Source organism: Streptomyces cyslabdanicus (assembly GCF_052663305.1).
The window spans coordinates 62,329-82,801 of record NZ_JBQRUW010000036.1 but is presented as its reverse complement, the minus strand read 5'-3'; the positions used below and the strand labels follow the sequence as shown (position 1 = coordinate 82,801).

Here is a 20,473-nt window from a genome sequence, read left to right as displayed (position 1 = left end):
GCTCCCCGTGGGTTTCTGTGATTACCCCCTGGCGGACAAGTTGTGCGCCGTCGGTGATGCGGTCGACTTTGTCTCGGACCCCGGCAAGGCCATCGGTGACTGGCTGGCGAAGTCCGCAGGTGAACTGGCAGCCGCAGCAGCCGACCTGGCGGCCAAGGCGGTCGACAGCACCACAAAGGTGGATCTGAACGCCGGATGGTTCCGCGACAACTACGAGATGCTGTTGCCTCTTGGCCTGGTCCTGCTAGTCGCCACGTTCAGCGCACAGCTGGTCCGGGCCGCCATCCGGCGCGACGGACAAGCCCTGACACAAGCATTCACCGGCACCATGAGCGGCGTCCTGTTCGCGTTCTGCGCCATCGCCCTGACCACGGTCGCCGTCGAAGTGGTCGACGCCGTCTCCGACGGCCTGTTCAAGACCGCCCACCTGAACATCGAGTCGGCCGTGCGCCGCATCGTGAAGGTCAACCAGATCGGGGCCCTGTCCACCCTGGGCTGGCTCGTCCCGGTCGTCGCCGGCCTCGGCGCCGCCATCGGGGCCTTCCTCTATTGGTGCGTGATGATGGTCCGCAAGGTCGGCATCCTCGTTCTGGTCACGCTGGCCATCTTCGCCTCAGCCGGCGGCGGCTGGGAGGTCGCCCGGCGCTGGCGCAAGGGCTGGATCGAAGCCACGGCCACCCTTGTGGTCTCCAAGCTGCTGATGACGGTGATCTTCGTGCTCGGCATCGCCGCAATGGGCAGGACCGAGGCCGAGAACGGCATCGCCGCTCTCGCCGACGTCATGTCCGGCATCGTGATCATGGTCCTGGTGCTGCTGTGCCCGTACGCGGTCTTCAAGTTCGTCCACTGGGCCGCCGACGGGACCGACAGCGAGTCCATCCACCGTGCCGGCGGCGCCGGAGCGCAAATCGCCAGGGCGCATGCCGAGAAGGCCGCCCGCAAGGCCGCCGCAGCGGCGGCCACCGCCGGAACCGGTGGCGCGGCAGCCGGAGCAGGCGCCGCACCGCAGGGCCCCGATGCCAGCGGCGGAGGCGGCTTCCCCGGCGACGTCGCCGCCAACCCGACCGGCGGAGGCGGAGAGGGCAAGGAAGGTTCGCAGGGCAGCGGAACGAGTGCCTCGTCCGGCGGCAGTGCCGTCAAGTCCGGTCTAGAGAAGGCTGTTCAGCCCGCGCCGACGAGCATGTCCGACGACACCAGCGGCCAAGTGGGCGGCAGCCCGAGGCCGGGCGGATCCGGCGCCAGCGCCACGTCCGGCCAGGGCAGCGGATGGAAGTCCACACCGCCGACGACGACCCCGCCGCCGCAGGGCCCACCTCCGTCCTCCCGCTCACAGAACGCCACGTCCAGCGGGGCGAGCGGACCACCGCCTCGGACCGGCCTCTGATCTCCTGACCGAATCCCGGGGGCGGGACGTGCGCTGCGCCTCCCGCCCCCGGACCACCCGCGCCTCCAGGACCCTCCCCTTGACTGATCTCTCCGTCGCCCCGGTCACGGTGAAGTTCCCGCACCGGTCCCGCCGCGGCATCCTCCTCGGACTCTCCCTGCCCCAACTCATCCTCGTTTCCTGCACGCTGGCGCTGCTGCTGATGACGGTGATCTCCAGCGGACTACTCGGTGCCGTCGCCCTGGCCCCGCTGTGGGCCACGTCCGGTGCGCTCGTCGCGATCCGCCGGCACGGCCGCTCCCTGATCGACTGGGCACCGATCGTCGCCCGCTACGCGTACCGCCGCCGTACCGGCCAAACCCTCTGGCTCGCCCGGCCCGTCACCCGGCCCCGGCAAGACGGCATCCTCCACCTTCCCGGCACCGCAGCCTCCCTCAAGGTCGTCACCCCCGGCGACTCCGCCAACCAGGCTGCGGCCGTCCACGACCCTCACCACCAGACCCTGACAGCCATCGCTCGCGTCACCAGCCGCGCCTTCGCCCTCCTCGACCCCGCCACCCAGAACCACAACGTCAGCAGCTGGGGACGCGCACTCGCGGGCATCGCCCGCACCGGGCACATCGCCACCGTCCAGGTACTGGAGCGCACCGTCCCCGACAGCGGCGACACCCTCACCCGGCACTGGGCCCAGAACGGGCAGCCCCAGGCGCCGGTGGCCGGACAGATCTACTCCGAGCTGGTCGCCTCGGCAGGCCCCGCCGCTGCCCCGCACGAGACCTACCTCGCCATCTCCCTCGACCTCAAGGCAGCCCGGCGCCTGATCTCGCAGGCCGGCGGAGGGCTGCCCGGTGCGTTCACCGTCATGGAGCAGACCACCGCCTCCATCGCGCAGGCCGCCCGCAACGCAGGTCTCCAGGTCACCGGCTGGCTGAGCGCGCGGGAGATCGCCGCCGTCATCCGCACCGCCTACGACCCCAACGCGCTCGCAGCCCTCCAGCAGTGGTCCGAGACCGGCCGTGCCGAGGCCGATCCCGCAGCTGCCGGGCCCGTCGTCCAGTTCGAGGAGTACGACCGCCTCGCCACCGACAGCGCGCGGCACGCGACGTACTGGGTGGAGAACTGGCCGAGGACCGAGATGGGTGCCGGGTTCCTGCACGGGATCATGTTCACGGCCGGCGTGCGCCGCAGCCTCTCCCTTATATACGTGCCGCAGGGGCTCGAGTCCGCACTGCGGGACGTCCAGCGCAAGAAGGCCGCGATCATCGCCGACGCCAACGAGAGGGCGCGCCGCGGCCAGGTCGATTCCGAAGAGGATTCCGTTGAATACGCCGCCGTCAAGCAGCGTGAGCGTCAGCTCATCGCCGGGCACGCAGACGTGGCCCTGACCGGCCTGGTCACTGTCACCGCCGAGACCGACGCCCTCCTGGACGCCGCCTGCGCACAGATCGAGACCCACGCCGTCACCTCCGGCGTCGACCTGCGTCGACTCAACTACCAGCAGCCGGAAGCCTTCACCCTCACCGCGCTCCCGCTCGCCCGGACCGCGCTGTGAACCAGCCGCGCCCGTGCGCGCCCTGACCCACCGCACTCCGGTTCACCCGCGACGGGACGCCCCTCACTGCCCTGCCTACCGGCAGGAAGGACCGCCACCTTTGACCTCTCCTACGCGCTCCGATGACGCGCACCCCTACCTCCGCGCCGCGAGCGCCGGGATCCGCCACCACGCACGGGCCCTGGCGCCGTCGGACGCGGATCCGCCCAGGCCCGGAGATCGTCTGCACCTTGACGTGCTGCACGCCCACCTCACCGCTCTGCTTCAGCTTCTGGACCGGCTCGCCGACAACACCCGGCCCCCGCACCCGGCCGCCGGACGTCACCTGGCCACCGCCCACACCAGGCTCTGGCAGGCCACCAGCGAAGTCCACGCCGCCTTCCACCTGCTGCCCGGTACGCCCCAGGCCGACGTCGAGACAAGCGTCTGCCATCCAGAAGGGCTCCCCGAGGGCCCGCCCGTTCTGACGATCTGCCAGCGGCACCTCGCTGCCGGGCACGTCATCCGCCGCAAGACCACCCCCACGGACCTTGGCCCGCACACCACGGCCTGCGTGCGATGAGCACCACCCGCAGAATCGAGGGCCCCCGATGAGCCACCGGCCCGCCCGTCGCGCCCGCCGCGCGTCCGCCAGTCCGCTGTTCACCCCGCACGGCACCGACCGCGCCAGCCGCAAGGCCGCCCGCCGCCAGCTCGCCGAGGCCACCGCCAAAGCCCGCGCCGAAGCCAGCGCCCACCAGAGCGACAGCACACCCGCCGAGTACCAGACGCCCGCCCCGCTCCACCCGCCGAGCGGACGCCCCGGGCCCGCCTCCGCTCGCGGGAACCGGCTGAAGCTGCCCGCCCACCGCATGACCACCGCGGTCGCGGCCGGCGCCTATCCCTTCCTCGCCGAAGGCGGACTCGGCGCCGAGGGCATCTACATCGGCCGCGACGTCCACGCCGAAGCCTCCTTCGTCTTCGACCCGTTCGCGCTGTACGGCAAGGTCGAGGGGTTCACCAACCCGAACCTCCTGCTCGCCGGCGTGATCGGCCAAGGCAAAAGCGCCCTCGCCAAGAGCTTCGCCCTGCGCTCGGTGGCCTTCGGATACCGCGTCTACGTGCCCTGCGACCCGAAGGGCGAGTGGACACCGGTGGCGAACGCCCTCGGCGGCCGGTCCGTCGCCCTCGGTCCCGGGCTGCCAGGTCGCCTGAACCCCCTGGACGCGGCCCCGCGCCCGCGAAGCGTGGCGGAGGCCGACTGGGTCGGCGAGATCCGCAAACGACGCCTGCTCCTGCTCGGCTCCCTCGCCCGCACCGTCCTGGGCCGGGACCTGATGCCCATGGAGCACACCGCCCTGGACGTCGCCCTGGACGCCGTCGTGACCCGCGCCGCTGCCACCGGCCGTACCCCGCTCCTCGGCGACGTCGCCACCAGCCTCAACAACCCAAGCGCGCTCGACGAGGCCGCCGGGATGATGTCGGGCCAACTCGGCGACGCCGCCCGCGACCTGGCCCACGCCATGCGGCGCCTGGTCCACGGCGACCTGGCCGGCATGTTCGACGCCCCCTCCACCGTGAGCTTCGACCCGAACGCGCCGATGCTCACCATCGACCTGTCCCGCCTCGGCGGCAGCGGGGACGACACCGCCCTCGTCCTCGCCATGACCTGCGCGAGCGCCTGGATGGAATCCGCCCTCTCCGACCCCGGCGGCGGGCGACGTTGGATCGTCTACGACGAGGCGTGGCGCCTGATGCGGCACGTCGGCCTGCTCCAGCGGATGCAGGCCCAGTGGAAGCTCTCCCGCGGTCTCGGCATCGCCAACCTGATAGTGATCCATCGGCTCAGCGATCTGCTCACCGCCGGCGATGCCGGATCACAGGGCCGCGCCCTGGCCGAAGGACTTCTCGCCGACTGCAGCACCCGGATCATCTACCGCCAGGAGACCGACCAGCTCCACGCTGCGGCCTCCCTGCTCGGCCTGACCTCCGTCGAGATGGACGCCATCGCACACCTCAACCGAGGGCGCGGCCTGTGGAAAGTCGCCGGACGATCTTTCATCGTGCAGCACCTCCTGCACAGCCACGAGCTGGCGCTCTTCGACACCGACGCCCGTATGCACTGAGGACCAAGAGGCCCGTGAAACCCGACTTCCAACGCGACCTGATACCGCGCGACGACGCCCTCCACCTTATCGGCACGCTGAACGCGATGAAGGACAAACTGCACGACGCCGCCCAGCAGTGGGAGCTGCTCGACGAGAACGGACACGTACCGGCCACGCCCTCCTACACCGCGCTGCTCCAGCACGCCACCGACGCACAGGACCTCTCCCGCGACGTCCTCCACCTGACTGCTGACTTCGCCCGGAGCCCACACCACACCACCCGCGCCGGCAGCACCGTTCTGAAGCATCTCGGCACGGCGGCGACCATGTCCAGCCACGCAGCACCGCACTTCACCGAGGCTGCGGAGTGTGCCCTGGCCCTGCCCCGATCTGCCAACCCGACCGACCGGCGCTACCTCGCGAACCGCATGGTCATCGACCACGCCTCAGCCCGCGCCTTCCTGCGGCGCACCTCGGAATCCCTTCGTGACGCGGCCAAGGAACTCGACGACCACCTCGGCTTCCAACGCTTCCTCGTGACGCTCACCCGTCAGAAAGGCCAGCCGGCACCTCCGTCACCCAGGCCGGGCGGTCGCCACCGCTGACCGCGCCTGCCCCGAAGCCCGATCCACCCACATCCCCAAGGAATGCTCTGAACCGCCCCGCTCATTTCAGCGACGCCGACTGGGCCGAATACCAGCAGTGCCAGGCCGAGCACGACGACCTCATGGCGCAAGTCGCCGACCGTGAAGCCCAGCTGGAACACGACCTGATCGCCGCCTACGACGAGTACGAACTCGACTTCAGCCCAGTTCCGAAGCCGGAAGCCAACCTCGCTCGCCGAACGCCTCCGGCACACCGACCGGCGTCCCACAGGAGAAGCCGTGGCCGCTGACGAGGCGAACGCCACGGACGCCCGCGTGGCTCCGATCGCGCCGCTTCCCGACCACCGCGACGTGAACATGCCGTGGTGGCAGGAGCTGTGGCGTCGCCACGCGCACATCACCACGCCGCTGCGAGAGCGCGGGCTGGAGTGCGACATCGAGTTCGGCCTCAGCGCCTACATCGTGCGCGTGGCTCTCCCTGACGACAGTTACCTGATCATCAGTCCGCCGCAGGAGCCGTCCTCCGAGCGCCCGCCGGGAAACCCGGAGGGCTGGATCGCGACCCGTGAGCACCCCGACGACCAGTCGCTGTTCGAGGTCCTCTACGACTCGGCTCCCTCCGACACCCCCGGTGCCGCTCAGCGGCCCGAGGCCCGCCACGGCGGCAGCGCCCAGCCCCTGATCGAGGCGATCGACCATCGCCTCGGCCAGCTCGGACTGCTGCCACATCCCGTCTCGCCCTCCGCAACCCCGCACCCGCTCCCGGCTACGCCGACGCTCCAGGCGCCCGAGGCCCCTGTCGTCTGCGACACCGCAGACCACGCCCCCGTCTACGGCGACGCGCTGCGCGATCTGACCGACCGGCTCAACGGAGCCGAGTCGCACGCGGATGCCGCCGCCCTGCTGCACCAGATCCTGGAACCCACCGACGGCCTGCTGGCGCAGCTGCCAAGGAAGCTGAGGAGGACGACGGCTTCGACCTGTCCTACGACCTCGCCGACGCCGCCGCCGAGATCCGCAGCCTCGGAGAAGTCCTGCACGTGGCCGAGGACCGGATGCGGGCGCTGACCCCGCTCGTGCCCGCGCCGCGGCCCCCGTCCGCTCCGGCCCGACCGCCGTCCCCTCCCCCGCTCGTCCTCCCGCCGGCACAGCCGCGGCACACGCGCTGACGCCGGACCACCACCTCCCTCCAGGAACACATGGCCTCACCCCGCACCGACCTGTCCGCCTTCGCCGTCGGCCTCGCCGCACGCCTGCCCGGCACCTGGACCAGCGAGTACCAGCGCTACGCGCAGTACGCGGACCAGCTCCCCCGCACCGTGAAGCTCTGGGACAACGGCCACGTCGACTACATCGTCAGCCAGTACGTCCTCACCCACGACGCCGTACTCCACGGCCCGGCCGACCAGCAGCTGTACGTGGCCGACCGGCCCCGCTACCCGCACCAATTCGTCGTCGCCCCGCTCACCCCCGCCAGCACGCACATCAAGCCCCACCACTTCGCCGGAGTCGCGGAACCCAACGGCATCACCGTTCCCAAGGACCCCGCACGGGCCGCAGCAGAAGTCACCCGGCGGGTGCTGCCCCGCTACGAACAAGCCCTGCACACCGTGCTCGACAACGCGGTACACCAGCCCGAGCCTCCCCACCGGCCGGCACCGCCACAGGTCGACCAGGTCCTCACCCTGACCCTGTACGGCGACGGAGCCCTCGGCGCGCCATACGAGAGCGTGCCGGTGGAAGCCCGCATGACGCTGTACGCCCATGGCTTCCAGTACCACCCGCATCAAGCAGCGTTCCTCCTGCCCACCGCCTACGGGAACACCCGTCGCGCGCTTGTCGTCCACGGCGTGGTCCAGCAGCTCACGGCCAAGGGCATCGGCGTGAACCTCCGCCACTCGGCGCCCACCATCAACGCCGCCCTTCCGCCGACGTCACCGAAGACCGCACCTTCGACCAGCCGCACCCGCTGATCCCCCCTTCCACGAATCCTTGGAGCCTCCATCCGCATCGCCCGCCCCGCCCTGCCGCTGTTCGTCGGCGCCGCCTGCCTCGCTCTGCCCCTCACCGGCTACGCAAGCGAAGACGGCCCCGTCCAGGCCCGACACACGCCCAGCGCCAGCACCATCCCGAAGCCCGCGCCCGCTCTCAGCGCTGCCCAGGCCCGCGACGTCATCACCCGCTATTCGAAGATCAACAACGAAGCCAACACCGACCGCGACCGGCGCCTGCTCGACACGATCGAGGACGGCCCGCTGTACGCGATGTCCGTCTCGGACTACACCGAGATAGAGGGGCTCCCCGCGGGAGACCGCAAGCCGTACAAGCCGTGGTCCTACGACTCCGCGAACGCCACGCTGTACATCCCGCGCCTGGGAGCCGGGCAGGACCGCTGGTTCGCCGCCGCGCTCTCCGGTCAGAAGGGCAAGGCACCCTCGCGTCTGGGCGTGTTCGCCGAACGCTCCCAGCACAAGAGGTGGGAGATGGTCTCCGTCGTCGACCTCGACAGCCCGAAGCTGCCGGACATCGCCCTCGACCGCGACGGGTACGCGACGGCCGTCGCCGCCGATGGCAACAAGCACCTCGCGGCCGACGCCGACCTGCTGCGCGCCGCGGTCCTCGACAACTTCGCCACCGGAGGCACGAACACCGGGACGAAGGTCTTCGCCCCGACCAAGGCGAGCAAGCGGCAGATCGAGGTCCACGACAAGACCGGCGCCCGCTACGGCACCCAGGGCACCACTGTCTTCGTCGGCGCCGCCAACCGCTACACGGACGCCTACGCCCTCAAGACCACCGACGGCGGCGCGCTGATCCTCTTCTCCCACACGCACACCCAGACCGACGCTGTCGCGCACTCCGGCCTGCAGATCAACCCCGGCAAGGACGACCGGGCCTGGCTCCACGACGTGCCCCGCACCTCCATCACCTACACGTTCGTGTGCAACGACGCCGCCACCGTCCCCGCAAAGGCCGAACCCTCCCGCCTGATCGGCTACACCTGCGCCCGCACCGACGCCTCCGGCCCGCCCGTGCCGTCCTGGTCGGACCGCGCGTAGACGCACCACCCCTGACACGCCGCGCGCCACCTTGATGGCCGCCCAACCTCCCCGATCCCTTGCTCGATCCGGAGAAATCCCTGTCCACACGTTCCTTCATCGCCCGCCCCACCACCGGCACGGGGTACAGCGGCATCCACGTCCAGCTCGACGGCGTACCCAGCCACCACCTCCCCCTGCTCCTGGCCGCCTACCAGTACAAGTTCGGGCGCAACGTCGAGGCCATGTGCCGGCACCTCATCGACGATGTCGCCGTCGGCTGGGACGAACTCGGCACCGATCTCCTCGACGATGCCCCGCCCGCACTCGTGACCGCGCTGAGCGGCGGCGAGCACTGGCCCAGCCGAACCCTCGACCACCTGATCACCCCGGACGGCTCGCCGCCGGTACGCATGTCGGTCACCGACACGACCGCCGACGAGCAGGACATGCAGTGGGGCTACGTTCTGCACAAGGAAGGCGTCGAGGTGATCAGCCTCCTGCACGAGGACATCGGCCCGGTCGTGGACTGGGCCACCGACCCGCGCACCGTTTTCAACGACCACCCGGCGGCCTGGTCCTCCCTCCACACCGCGCCAACCATCCGGGCATCGCGCGGCACGCAGCCCCAGAGCGCTCCTGCCACAGTCCCGGCGAAAGCCGACACCCCACGCCCCGCCGCCCGCCGCTAGTTCCCCTCGTCTTCCCGAAGCCTTTCCTGCTCCCGCACGCCACGCCCCTGATCACCGTCGTCATCGCCAGCCGCCTGCGCGAAGACCGGCTGGACTACCTGACCGCCATGCAGGCCAGCCTCACCCGGCAGTCGGTGCCGTGGGAGGCCGTGATCGCCCTCGACGGTGCTTCGCCCGACCGTCTGCCGGCCCCCTCACCGCGGCCCGGCCCGTGCACCGCAGCCACTGACAGTTCCACCCCGACCACGCGAGGAGAATCCCGCCCCCTTGCAACCCGGCACCCACTTCGCCTTCGGCGACCACGACACGCACGGCTTCGTCGCCTCCTTCACCGCCTCCATGCCAGCGAACCTCGCCCACTGGTACCTGGAGCGCGAGCAGTTCGAGCCCGTCCCCGGAGAACCAGGGCTGTTCCGGCTCATCGAGCCCGAGCGCGACGGCCCTCGCCGCACCCGCCAGGCCGTCCACGATCTTCGGCGCCAGGGCTACACCGTTCAGGCCGACATCCGCCTCGACCCGTCCCTCTCCGCCAGCCCACCACGCCCCGTCCGGCCCAACGGACTCCAGGAGCGCCGCAGCCGTCTCGCCCAGACCGCCGCCAGCCGAACGACGCAGCGCTCCACACCGCCCACCACCTCCCCGCCGTCGGCCCGGCCGATCCCGCCGAAGCCCACCTACGCACCGACCGTCCGCCTGACGGCCGCGGCCGTCAGGCGGTCCCGATGACGTTCCCACGCAGTCAGTCCCCCGACGGCCCTCTGCCGACAGCGCCCGAGCTCTCCAACAGGGCACGCGACTTCCGGCTGCGGATGGCGGTCATCGACCGCGAGACCGAAACCGCGCTCGACCTGACACGCGACCGCTACGGCCGCACCGTCCACGCGGGCGCCGCGGCAGCCGCACGAGCCCACCGCGACACCGCGGCGGTGGAGGCGTACACCACCCACCTCGCCCCACACGCCGAGGCTCCCCTCGATGCCGCCCGCCTCGTGCTCGACGAGCTGCCACCCGCCCGGCACCTGGCCGTACTGGACGGCCTGGCCGCCTCCGCCGCCGAGATCCACCGGACCCTCGACCGGCCGGCCACCCCCGGCTCTCCGGCCGAACGCGCTCAGCACGCGGCCCTGTGGCCGCACCTGGCCGCCTGGGCGGACCACAGCTCCATCGCCAGCAACCTCGCCGACCAGCGCGATGGCCAGCACCACAAGGCCCCGCTGACCGACGAGGAACAACTGATGTGGACCGAGATGGCCCAGGCCGCGCAGCAGCGAGGCGAGCTGGAGCTGACCGAGTCGTGGTACGCCGCCGACGGGCAGCCGATCACCCTCGCCCACCTGATCCAGGACGACGACTCGACGGTGGTCGCGCTACGAGGCGACCCGGACGCACCGGGCTGGCAGGTGATCGGGCACTACGCCCACGAATACGAGGCAGGCAAGGTACTGCCCGCCCCGGTCCCGCCCGGCGTGCTGCGCGCGGACGTCTCCCGGTTCAACCGCCCCGCGCCGGCCCCGGAGGTGTCCCTGCTGGAACTCATCCGCGACATCGTCGAAGGCCAGACCGCAGGAGACGCCGCAGAAGCTCTCCTCGGCGCCGTCCAGCGCGGCCGTGAGGCGGGGCCGATGGTCCGTCTCCAGGAACTCCTCGAAACGAGCGGCCAGTTCGCCAGCGCACTGGAGACCGTGCAGGGCCGTCAGATCGCCGCCCGCCTCTCAGCGCTGGGCCGGCAACTCGAGTTCCTCACCCGCGAAGTCGAAGAAGCGGCCGAGGACCTCGGCGCGACTGTCGCCGTCCTGCCCCCGCACCGCACCCCCGTGCTGCGCGCCCGCCCGCGCCCGGCCGTGGACACCACGCCGCCGCGCGCCAGCACGACCGCCCGCCACCGCTGAGCACCGGGAATGCCCCAGTTGTTCCTCACCTGCCGCCTCTCCGGCGGCAGCCTCCTAAGGCCTGTCCGGTCGATCTTGAAACTCCACGACAGCACGCGCTGGCCCTGCGGCTACGGCAGCCTGGTAGCGCTCATCCACCAGGTGAACGAACGCGCGGTCGCGGCGATCACCAGCCTCCATGGTGCTGCGCCAACCAGGCCCTTCACGTTCCCACTGTTCGCGTGCGATCTCGCCGCGGAAGTGCCCGTCGAGCTTTACGGCGAGTTTTTCGACGGATAGGTGGCCGCTGCGGAAACGCTGCAGCAACTCGCCGAGGGCGAGCGACGTAATCAGATGCTGCTGATGCCGCTTCAAGGTGACCGGCGCAACGGGCGGTGACCATGCCTGAAGTAGATCCGGGTCGCTCAGCGCGAGTGTCGCAAGCTGGAGATGGCTGTCCCTGATGGCCTGCTCGTTGCTGGTGCGAGTCTGACGTACTTGGTAGAGCAGCGAGACGGCGACGCCAGCCAGAGCAATGGCCGAGAGCACGACGGACACGGCCCCGTACGCCTGGCTGATGTCACTGAGCTTGCCCCAGTCGGTGTTCGAGGGAGCCACGGCGGCCAACACGAACGGTGTGGAGGTGATCAGACCCAGCAGTCCGAGTCCGAGCAAGCCGTACGCCAGGGCCATCCGTACTATCCGCGTGCGTTGTGCCCCGTCTCTTCCGGTTGTCACATGCCCCCCTAGAAGCCCGAACGTCGATTCGCTGACCAGGATGAAGCTGGTGCTAACACCCGACAAGGGGGCGCTGAATCCAAACGACCACCGCCCGACGGCTTCTCCACACGCCAGGATGCCCGCCGCGGACGGACAGAGGCCGCCGACCCACGCCCTCATCAGTGACCCGCGCAAGGAGCAGTTACATGATCGACTGGACACTCCCTAGGGGCCTCCACTATGGGCGCCGCGCCTCGACCGAACCCACCACCGGCCAGCTGATCATCGCCGGATGCTCCCGCTGGTAACTCTGCCAGGGCCCTTCGCCGCCATCGTCGTGGTTGCCGTGCCCGGTGTGCTCCTGACCGTCGTGATCGCCTGGGCCGACGTGACCACGGACGCTCTCCCACATGCCGCACGCCGATGGCTCCGCCCCGCCGGGCAGCTGCCGTGCGGCCGATAGCCCCTACTCCGAGGCCGGCACAAGACGCCCTGGTCAGGGCGCAATCCCATCACTTTCCCACCCTTTTTGAGGAGACCCATTTATGGCTGTGCGTACGCAGTGGACCGTGGAGCATGCCTGCTCCCACCATGTGGTTCATGACCTGTCCAATCGCCCTGCCGACAAGCGGGCAGGCTTCGCCCACTGGCTCGCAGCCAAGGACTGCACCGACTGCTGGAAGGAGGCGCGCGACGCCGACTCCACGTCCAAGGAGGAGTGGCTCGCGGCGAAGCGCGCCGAGGAGCAGGAGGCAGCCGTCGTGTGGGCCAAGCAGTTCGACATGCCGCAGCTGGAAGGCCCGGAGAAGGCCCTGGACTGGGGTGAGCGATCCCGCCACCAGCTGATGACGGCCGCGCACACCGCGCTCGTCGTCGAAGGGAGTTGGGATGAGCCGGACTGGGCGGAGCTGGAGGAGAAGGCCCGCACGGTCACACGCGCCGGTTGGTGGATCGACCAGAGGGACGCCGAAGGCGCTGACCTGCTCGAACTCCTCGACGCAGCCACCGAGGCGGACCGCGGTACGGAGAACCCGTTCCGCTGACGGCTGGGGAACATAGCCGGGAAACGCCGGTTAGCCAAACCGGCGTTCCTCTGGACCATTGTTCCTCCCACCCCGCCAGCGATTGCGTGGAAGGAACCCATGTCCCAGCCCCCGCCCACGTCGGCCTTCGCGCCGACGCCCGACCCGCTCACTCCCGACCGGGACATCACCCACGCCCACTTCCAGGCCGGTGACACCGTCGTCGTCCTCAAGGGGGTGGCCGGCGGGGAACTGTGGGGGGACGCGATGCGCGTCGTGGCGCCGTCCTGGCACACCCCGACCGACGAGGACGGCTGGCGGCTGCGGGACGCGACCGGCGGCGCCCAGTCCTACGTCACCGGCCACCCCCGCTACCTCGTGCATCTCTCGCGCCGCTGCCCGGACTGCCTGATCCATCTTCGGGCCATGGAGGATGCCCTCCTTGCGCGGTTCGCCGGCCGCGACGAGCTGATCGACTGCGGCTGGTACACCACCACCGTCCTCAATCAGTTGGTGCACATCGCCGACATCCGGAGCGGCCGGTGATCCCCCGCCTGCACGAGCGGACCCACCGGCCGCACGACCCGCTCGCCGAGGCACTGGGGCGGCCGGTCTCACCGAACGAGGGCCTGACGGAGTACACGGTCGTCGCCCACTGGCCGGGCCTGGATTGCTTCACCCTGGACGACGAGCGGAAGACCTGGACGTCCGTCCAGTGGGCCGAGCACCTCGAAGGCCCCTATCTGGAGCACCCGTTCGCTGCCGGCCCGGACGATGACCGGCGGGCGATCCTCCACCTCGACATCCGGCTCCACCCGAACGACCGGGAGCTCACCGGCCCCGAGTGGGCTGAAACCGCCCACCGGCTCGCCCGGGCCGCCGGTATCGAGATACCCGGCGCCGCGGAGCACGGTTGGCGGTGGATCGCCGTCCGGGCCCAGCCCGGACGCCTGGATCTGATCGCCAACCTGATCCACATTGACGGAACATGGCGCACCCCGCCCGCGGACATCCTGCGACATCTCTCGGACGAGGCGCGTCGCATCGAGCAGGACCTCCACCTGATCGCCGAACGCACCGGAGCCACTCCGCGACCCGCCATCCGCACAATGCCCACAGCAGTGGCCCAGCTCGCGAGCGTCCTCACGCAGCTCGCCGACGAGCAGGCTGGCCCGCTGGCCGCGGTCCGCGGACTTGTCGAGCACACCGCGCACCGGATCGCCTGCCAGCCGGGAGCCGCCGGCACCGATACGGCGCACCGCCTGGATCTGATCGCCCGCCGCCTCCACGCCATCCAGCAGGACCTGGACACCGCCGCAGCCCACCTCGTCCAGCCCTCTGCCGCCGCCGTCCCGGCGGCCGTCCGGCACACCGCCCACCGATCGCCGTAGGAGAAACGTCTCCTTGCCCCGTACCGACCGCTTCCTGGACATCCGCCGCGACCCGCACTCCGGCGAACTCCTCGCCCGCGGCGGCGACTCCGAGGCGCACAGCGTCCTGCAGCGCGCCGGTCTCGTCGCCGTCGTCCGCGTCCACGAGACCTACCACCGCGCCCCCACCGGCCTGGCCGCGGATGACGAGTCCCGTCTCGCCACCGACGCCGTCGCCCGCCTCCGAGCCGCCGGATATAACGTCGACTGCGACGCAGACTTCGACACCGACGCCCGCCCGGCCGGTTACCTGCCGCTCGGCGCTTCTGTCGCCCACCTCGCCGAGCGGGTCCGCGGGGCCACCACCACGGACAAGGCCGCCGACGCGCTCACGGAGCTGACCGCCGCCCACGACGGCATCCTCGCCGCGCTGGACGAAGTCCTCACCGCCACCGTCGGCTTGCATGACGAGCTTGGTGGCCCGTCCGACAAGTACATCGCCCAGCGGCTCCGCCATATCGCTGACGAGCATCTCCGCGTCATCCACGGCGACCTCTCCTACCTCCGCAACAAGCTCGCCGACCGGCACGCCCCGCACCCCGGCCGCAGCACCTGCACCGAGGAAGTCCCGTCAACCGAACAAGAGCGCTCCGCCGTGTGCGCCTGCCCGCCCCCGCCGCGCACGTTCCCGGCCCCACCGCCCCCGATGGCCGCCGGACTGCGCCGCTGACCCCCACTTCCCCCAAGGACACCATGCACGACCACGACACCTCCGAGCGCCTTGCCTCGTACGCCGACGTCCTCGCCGGCGAACTCCCCGGCACCTGGACCAGCTCCCACCTGCAGCCGGACGCCAAAGACGATCTCGCCGAACTCGCCGACCACATCTGGGACCTGGACCTGGTCGCCGCCTCGCTCGCCGAGCACCCGCTGAAGCAGGCCGCCGTCCTGAGCCGCCCGGACGGCGCGCAGCTCGTCCTTCTGGACCGGCACGACGAGCGCGACGGCTTCCTCATCGCCGCCGTCGCCCCGCATGCCCTGCCCGACGAGGCATACCGTGCCCTCCCCGAGCCCAACGGCATCGCCCTGGCCGACGACCCGTTCCTGAGCGCCGAGCAGATCGCCGGCGACCTGCTCGCCCGCTACGACAGCGCGCTCGCCCAGGTCCGTCACAACGCCCTGGGCGGCATCCAGCCCTCTCAGCCGGACCGGGTCGTCCTGACCTGGCAGCCGGACGGCAGCATCGCCACCGCCCCCGCCGACAACCGCGCCGGCGCCGTCCTCGCGGCCCACGGCTTCGTCCAGGACCCGCAGAGCGGCATCTACCGCTTGGAAGGAGACGACACCCGGGCGCAGGCCCGCGCTCTGCGCGAGATCGGCCCGCAACTCGACGCGCTCGGCATCGGCATCGCACTGCAGCATCCCGCAGCCCGGACCGTGCCCACCTCCGCCCCCGCGTCCATGCCGCCGGTACCGGCCGGCCCCCGTACGCCGGCCACCAGGACTCGATGAAGCAGGCGGAGCCCGACTTCTGGGTGCTGGAATACGTCACCATCACCAAGGACCCCCGCACCGGCCTGGTCGTCGCCATCGGCGGCACCGACAAGGCCGCGGACATCCTCCAGCGGACCGGTGGCTTCCTCTGCGCCGCCGGGCCTCGCGGGGACTACCACCGGCTTCCGCACGGCCTCCCCGTCGCGCAGCAGCGTCTCAAGGCGACCACCGCCTCGCACGCCCTGCTGGCCGCCGGCCACAGCGTCCACCTCGACCCCGCCCTGAACATGCTCGTCACACCGGACGGCGAACGCGAGGCGGCCCTGCGCTACCTGGCTGGCCTCGCCGAACGGGTCGCTGCCGCCGAGACCACCAGTGAAGTGGCCGACGTACTGACCGAGGTCGCTGCCCCCGTCCACGGGCTGCTGCCTCTCACCAGGGAAGTGATCGTCCGCGCCTGGATCGCCACCGGTGACCTCCAAGGGGCCGCGCCCGACGAGGAACCCGAGCCGATCGCACGGCTCGGGGACACAGCGAGATCCCTGAGCGAGGCCGCCCGCGCCATCCTCCGCGCACGCAACCACGCCGCACGCCCAACGCAACGGCCGGGCACCACGCCGCCGCCGAGCCGCGCCCAGCCCTCGGTATCCCGCCGCCGTTGAACCCGGAGAAACCCGTAGCAACCCGCACTCCCCCACCGATCAGCAACCGGCTCAATCCCCGACTCGCCACGGCCCTCTTCCGCCACTATCTGCGCGCCTGTATCCCGACCGGCCCTGACCGCGCCTCCCCACTGACCGCCGCCCACCCGGAGGCCGACCTCGCCGAGACGCAGCGCGTCGGCCCCCGTCACCACCACTGACCGTCCACCGACCCGGAGGAGCATGTCCCACCCCGCCCCCTACCTGGTGAGACTCGCCGACGAGATCACCCGCCAGCTCGGCCAGCTCTCCGACCACCTCTCTCAACTTCCCCCGCCGCAGGCCGCTCAGGTCATCGCCCACGTTCTCGATCCGGACAACGGAGTCCTCGGCGGCGTCACCCACCTCGTGGCCACCGGCAGCGTGTTCGCCAAGGAGCAGGCAGAGCGCGGCGCGCTCCCCGCGGCGGTGTGGCTCGCTCTGGGCCGTGCCTCGAACGAACTCGGCGACATCACCCTCGACCTGGACGAGCACAAAGACACCCTGCAGCGCGTCGGCGCCCAGCCCGCCACGGCGGCGGCGAAGCCCCCGGCACCCGCACCGCTCGTCGTCCGGCGCCGCTGGTGAAGAAGAAGCAGGGGCAGGGCTGGGGATCCGGCGAGCAGGCCGAGCAGCACTACCTCGTCCAGCCCCGCGCGCTGGCCGGCGGCGGCGATGTCCGGCACGTCTCGGAGTTCCTGCGCGCCTCCGGCTGGCGGGACAAGTCCAAGACGGGCGGCCCCCTGCGCATGGAGAGCCCGGACCGCACCGTCCGTATCGCCTACGACCCCTACGTCCTTCCCGGCGGATGGACCATCCACGGCAGGGCAGACGGGGCGAACGGCGAGTGGTCCGCCCGCCTGGGCCGGCAGACGCCGGTGGAGATCGTCGCCGGCCTGACCGACGCCCTCACACGCCCCCGCTCCGCCCACGCCCCCAACGTCTGGGCCCCGCTGCAGGAGCAGAACTGGCACACGCGTTTCGAGGGCCAGGACTACGTGGCGACCAGTCCAGACGGCGGCGCGTGGATGCAGTACCGGCAGAGCCCCGACGGGGCGGCGATGTGGTGGACCGGAGCGCAGGACAAGCAGGGCAACGGCTGGACGGCCAACTTCACTCCGAACACCCCGATGCACCTGGTGCAAGCCTTCTCCACCGAACTCGCCAGCCCGGACCCCGTGATGCGACCGCGCGGACGCGTGCCGATGAGCGCGCAGATCCGTACCTGGTCGGTGTCCGTGAAGCCCTCCCAGCTCAGTGCCTGGCAGCAGGCCCGCATCACGGCCGCCCGCGCCGCCGCCTGGGCCCGCAACAGCGCCCGCAGCACCAGGCCGCGCACCAGCGCCCGTCCCTACACCCCGGCCGGCGGCGCACGCACCCGCCGCTGACCGCAACAGCCCCGCCCCGAGGAGCCAGATGCCCGCACTCACCCCGGACACCATCCGTACCCTGACCGAAACGCTCGCGGACCTAACCGACTACCTGCGCGAGAACCCCGACCCCGTACAAGCCCTCGCCCTCGTCGAGCCCCTCCTCGACGAGTACACGGGTCTGCCCGTCCAGTTTGCCGACACGCTGCGCGCCCTCGCCCGCGCCGTACAGGAGAACCCGGACACGCCGCGCACGGCGCAGGGCAACCTGCTGATCACCGAGCTGCGCACGGCCGCGTGGGAACTGGCCGAACAGCACGCCCTCCACTACGTGCTGGACGATCTCCGCGATCTGTACGAAAGTTCGCCGACGAGCGAGCAGGGGTGCTGCTGGTGCCGCTGAGCGAACGGCAGCTCGCCGCTTTCGCCGACAAGCACGCCGTGCAGATCCCGTACGACACCAGCCCCCGCCACCTCGCCGGCCCCGGAGACGCCCGTCACGTCACACACGGTCTGGCCGCCGCCGGATGGAACACGGTCTCCGACCCCCTGAGCGCCGAGATCATCCTGGCAAGCCCTGACCTTCGCCACCGGCTCCAGTTCGACCCGCAGTCCCGCACCTCGGCATGGTGGCGGCTACGGGCAGAGCCCGTCGGCACCGAGCCCGGCTGGCACGCCGAGTTCGGCGAGCACGTCCCCGCCGAAGTCCTCGCCGCCTTCACCGATGCCCTCATCGTCCCGCCGCCACAGCAGCCGGACCCATGGCAGCCGGTGACCTCGGCAGGATGGCACCACGACTCAAGCGGCACGGCACGCTCGCCGGACTCCATGTGTCACGTCCAGCTGCGGCCGTTGAGCGAATTCCACGACCGTTCGTCCTGGCACATCGAGACCCGCGAACCCAGCCACGGAGAGTTTCCCGGCCCTCGCATCTGGGACGCCTACCTCGACGAGAACACCCCCGCTCACCTGGTCAGTGTGTTCCTCACCGCGCTGGCCGACCGCAGGCCGCTCCAACGCGGCATGTTCGAGCGCATCGGCCACTACAGCGCCGTACAGGAGCCCAGCCCCTTGCGCCCACAGCAGGTGGTCGACGCCCACACCGCGCGCATCAGGTCGCTCCGCGCACAGGCGCGCTCCGCCCGCCGCCAGCAGACGAAACCCGCGACGCCCCCGGCCCGCGCCAGCACCGCGCAGCCGGCCGCTCGCCGCTGAACCGACAGGACCCCTCACCATCTCCCCAGACCACCACACACACCGCGACTCCCTGCGCCACCTCGACCACTACGTGCGGGACAGCCAGAAGATCCTCGACGCCTGGGACGCCTACTCCGACGAGCACACCGACCTCGACGGCTGGCCCCATGACGACCACGCCTACGGCATGCGCAAGAGCCAGCGCGACGCCGACACCGCCGAGGCGTTCGAGCTGCTCCGCTACGGCGCCCGTCACCTGCTGGCCACGGCCGAGACACAGCTGACCCGACTGCCGGAGAACACGGTCCAGAGCCGCTGGGTCTACCAGCTGGGCGTCCTGCACACGGCCCTTGACCGGCTCGACGAACTGCACGAGCAGTGGCTGCTCACCCGCGACGCCCTCCCCGCCACCGCCAAGCCCGGTACCGCCGACTTCGACGACGCCCTCGCCGAACATCACGCCGAATCGTGGAGCTACCTCGACGACTGGGCCACGCACGGCAAAGCGCTCCGGGAAATCAACACCGCAGCCCGCAAGGCCCCTTCACCCCTGATCCCCACACTGGCCCTCGCACCCGCCCGGCGAACCGCGGCACGGAAGTGACCATGTCCCCAGCTCCCGAGACCGTCGAGGTCGACTTCATCACACCGCGCCACCTCGCCAGCGGCGGCGACCCCGCCTGGATCACCGTCCCCCTCCACCGCGCCTGCGGATGGAGTTACGGCGATGACCCCCTGATGCCGCGCGTCCTGCTCTCCAGCCCCGACCAGAAGGCCCTCCTACGCCTGGAGCCCGATCCCGACGACCAGTGGTGGACCCTTCACCAGGTCGCCGAGCCGAACCGGCCCGCCTGGTACGCGAGCTTCGGCGCCCGCACCCCGGTCGAGCTGATCGCCGCAGTCACCGACGCCCTCACCGATCCGGCCCCAGCCGCTGACGCGCCGGGCGACCCGTATGGAGCGCTCCGGCAGGCCGGCTGGTCGCCGTACGGCGACAACGGCCTCGCCTCCCCCGACAAGACGGCGTACGTCGAGCGGCTGGGAACACCGGCTGATCCGGGAGCCTGGTTCGTCACCGTCACCCACGCCCTGCACCAGAAGATCTGGCAGGCCCGCTTCGGCGCCCACACCCCGCCACCCCTCGTCGCCGCGTTCACCGCCGCGCTCGCCGACCCGAAGCCGGTGCACCGCACCGACAGCGGGCGCAGTCTGCCGCCCCTCGACCCGGACATCGTCACCCGCAAGACCACCGACGTACTCGCCGTGTACGTCGCCAGCGCGCTGGAAGACCGCGTCCACTCCCTCGCTGCCCGGCACACCACCACGCCGCCGGTCCCGACCCCCTCGCGGCAGGCGCCGCCCAGGCACGGCCGCAGCCGCTGACCCTCCCCTCC

The 20,473-nt window shown here is 71.2% G+C and carries 24 protein-coding genes and 1 pseudogene; 24 read left to right on the top strand and 1 reads right to left on the bottom strand.

Annotation, left to right across the window (positions count from 1 at the left end; all coding sequences use genetic code 11):
* The first annotated feature begins 7 nt into the window (after positions 1–7).
* The 11 genes and pseudogenes from ACTYVM_RS21205 to ACTYVM_RS21155 all read left to right on the top strand — a co-directional run bounded on the left by ACTYVM_RS21205 (position 8) and on the right by ACTYVM_RS21155 (position 11,247).
* Entirely contained in the window at positions 8–1,384 is a 1,377-nt protein-coding gene (locus ACTYVM_RS21205; protein WP_445527428.1) for an SCO6881 family protein, read from the top strand.
* A 79-nt stretch (positions 1,385–1,463) separates the two neighbouring features.
* Positions 1,464–2,936 (top strand): SCO6880 family protein, encoded by a 1,473-nt coding sequence (locus tag ACTYVM_RS21200; RefSeq protein WP_445527427.1) that lies wholly within the window; start codon positions 1,464–1,466, stop codon positions 2,934–2,936.
* A gap of 100 nt (positions 2,937–3,036) precedes the next feature.
* Positions 3,037–3,498: a DUF6238 family protein gene (locus ACTYVM_RS21195; RefSeq protein ID WP_445527426.1), complete on the top strand. Its 462-nt coding sequence runs from the start codon at positions 3,037–3,039 to the stop codon at positions 3,496–3,498.
* Between the two features lie 28 nt (positions 3,499–3,526).
* Positions 3,527–5,041, top strand: coding sequence for a VirB4 family type IV secretion system protein (locus ACTYVM_RS21190; RefSeq protein WP_445527425.1), 1,515 nt, complete (start codon positions 3,527–3,529; stop codon positions 5,039–5,041).
* Positions 5,042–5,055: 14 nt separating this feature from the next.
* Positions 5,056–5,628 (top strand): hypothetical protein, encoded by a 573-nt coding sequence (locus ACTYVM_RS21185; RefSeq protein ID WP_445527424.1) that lies wholly within the window; start codon positions 5,056–5,058, stop codon positions 5,626–5,628.
* Positions 5,629–5,907: 279 nt separating this feature from the next.
* Positions 5,908–6,797: pseudogene (locus ACTYVM_RS21180) on the top strand (hypothetical protein).
* A gap of 30 nt (positions 6,798–6,827) precedes the next feature.
* Positions 6,828–7,601, top strand: coding sequence for a hypothetical protein (locus ACTYVM_RS21175; protein WP_445527423.1), 774 nt, complete (start codon positions 6,828–6,830; stop codon positions 7,599–7,601).
* 15 nt (positions 7,602–7,616) lie between these two features.
* Positions 7,617–8,687: a DUF8094 domain-containing protein gene (locus ACTYVM_RS21170; protein ID WP_510187049.1), complete on the top strand. Its 1,071-nt coding sequence runs from the start codon at positions 7,617–7,619 to the stop codon at positions 8,685–8,687.
* A gap of 98 nt (positions 8,688–8,785) precedes the next feature.
* A complete protein-coding gene (locus ACTYVM_RS21165; protein ID WP_445527457.1) occupies positions 8,786–9,358 on the top strand; it encodes a hypothetical protein in 573 nt (190 codons plus the stop codon).
* Positions 9,359–9,625: 267 nt separating this feature from the next.
* Positions 9,626–10,084, top strand: coding sequence for a hypothetical protein (locus ACTYVM_RS21160; RefSeq protein WP_445527421.1), 459 nt, complete (start codon positions 9,626–9,628; stop codon positions 10,082–10,084).
* A complete protein-coding gene (locus ACTYVM_RS21155; RefSeq protein ID WP_445527420.1) occupies positions 10,081–11,247 on the top strand; it encodes a hypothetical protein in 1,167 nt (388 codons plus the stop codon). Before ACTYVM_RS21160 ends, ACTYVM_RS21155 begins: the two co-directional genes overlap by 4 nt.
* Before the next feature lie 54 nt (positions 11,248–11,301).
* Here ACTYVM_RS21155 and ACTYVM_RS21150 read toward each other — a convergent pair whose 3' ends face one another.
* Complete coding sequence (locus tag ACTYVM_RS21150; protein WP_445527419.1) at positions 11,302–11,919, bottom strand: DUF6082 family protein; 618 nt, start codon at positions 11,917–11,919, stop codon at positions 11,302–11,304.
* Between the two features lie 572 nt (positions 11,920–12,491).
* On the opposite strand from ACTYVM_RS21150, the gene ACTYVM_RS21145 reads away from it, so the two are divergent.
* From ACTYVM_RS21145 to ACTYVM_RS21085, 13 genes are all read left to right on the top strand, one after another.
* Positions 12,492–12,989 carry a hypothetical protein gene (locus tag ACTYVM_RS21145; protein ID WP_445527418.1) on the top strand — a complete coding sequence of 166 codons (498 nt, stop codon included), beginning with the start codon at positions 12,492–12,494 and terminating at the stop codon, positions 12,987–12,989.
* 99 nt (positions 12,990–13,088) lie between these two features.
* Positions 13,089–13,514 carry a hypothetical protein gene (locus ACTYVM_RS21140; RefSeq protein ID WP_445527417.1) on the top strand — a complete coding sequence of 142 codons (426 nt, stop codon included), beginning with the start codon at positions 13,089–13,091 and terminating at the stop codon, positions 13,512–13,514.
* Positions 13,511–14,359, top strand: coding sequence for a relaxase/mobilization nuclease (locus ACTYVM_RS21135; protein ID WP_445527416.1), 849 nt, complete (start codon positions 13,511–13,513; stop codon positions 14,357–14,359). The genes ACTYVM_RS21140 and ACTYVM_RS21135 overlap by 4 nt, the downstream gene beginning before the upstream one ends.
* Positions 14,360–14,372: 13 nt before the next feature.
* Positions 14,373–15,068 carry a hypothetical protein gene (locus ACTYVM_RS21130; protein WP_445527415.1) on the top strand — a complete coding sequence of 232 codons (696 nt, stop codon included), beginning with the start codon at positions 14,373–14,375 and terminating at the stop codon, positions 15,066–15,068.
* Positions 15,069–15,091: 23 nt separating this feature from the next.
* Complete coding sequence (locus ACTYVM_RS21125; RefSeq protein WP_445527414.1) at positions 15,092–15,850, top strand: hypothetical protein; 759 nt, start codon at positions 15,092–15,094, stop codon at positions 15,848–15,850.
* On the top strand, positions 15,847–16,494 hold the full coding sequence (locus ACTYVM_RS21120) for a hypothetical protein (protein WP_445527413.1): 648 nt from the start codon (positions 15,847–15,849) through the stop codon (positions 16,492–16,494). Before ACTYVM_RS21125 ends, ACTYVM_RS21120 begins: the two co-directional genes overlap by 4 nt.
* A complete protein-coding gene (locus tag ACTYVM_RS21115) occupies positions 16,491–16,694 on the top strand; it encodes a hypothetical protein (RefSeq protein WP_445527412.1) in 204 nt (67 codons plus the stop codon). The genes ACTYVM_RS21120 and ACTYVM_RS21115 overlap by 4 nt, the downstream gene beginning before the upstream one ends.
* 22 nt (positions 16,695–16,716) lie before the next feature.
* Positions 16,717–17,100, top strand: coding sequence for a hypothetical protein (locus ACTYVM_RS21110; RefSeq protein ID WP_445527411.1), 384 nt, complete (start codon positions 16,717–16,719; stop codon positions 17,098–17,100).
* Entirely contained in the window at positions 17,097–17,900 is an 804-nt protein-coding gene (locus tag ACTYVM_RS21105; protein WP_445527410.1) for an SPDY domain-containing protein, read from the top strand. The genes ACTYVM_RS21110 and ACTYVM_RS21105 overlap by 4 nt, the downstream gene beginning before the upstream one ends.
* 28 nt (positions 17,901–17,928) lie before the next feature.
* The gene (locus ACTYVM_RS21100) at positions 17,929–18,285 is read left to right on the top strand and encodes a hypothetical protein (protein ID WP_445527409.1); all 357 of its coding nucleotides are present in this window, start codon (positions 17,929–17,931) and stop codon (positions 18,283–18,285) included.
* Positions 18,276–19,097, top strand: coding sequence for an SPDY domain-containing protein (locus ACTYVM_RS21095; RefSeq protein WP_445527408.1), 822 nt, complete (start codon positions 18,276–18,278; stop codon positions 19,095–19,097). The genes ACTYVM_RS21100 and ACTYVM_RS21095 overlap by 10 nt, the downstream gene beginning before the upstream one ends.
* Positions 19,098–19,170: 73 nt before the next feature.
* Positions 19,171–19,683 (top strand): hypothetical protein, encoded by a 513-nt coding sequence (locus ACTYVM_RS21090; protein WP_445527407.1) that lies wholly within the window; start codon positions 19,171–19,173, stop codon positions 19,681–19,683.
* A 2-nt stretch (positions 19,684–19,685) separates the two neighbouring features.
* Positions 19,686–20,462: an SPDY domain-containing protein gene (locus ACTYVM_RS21085; protein WP_445527406.1), complete on the top strand. Its 777-nt coding sequence runs from the start codon at positions 19,686–19,688 to the stop codon at positions 20,460–20,462.
* Positions 20,463–20,473 lie beyond the last annotated feature (11 nt).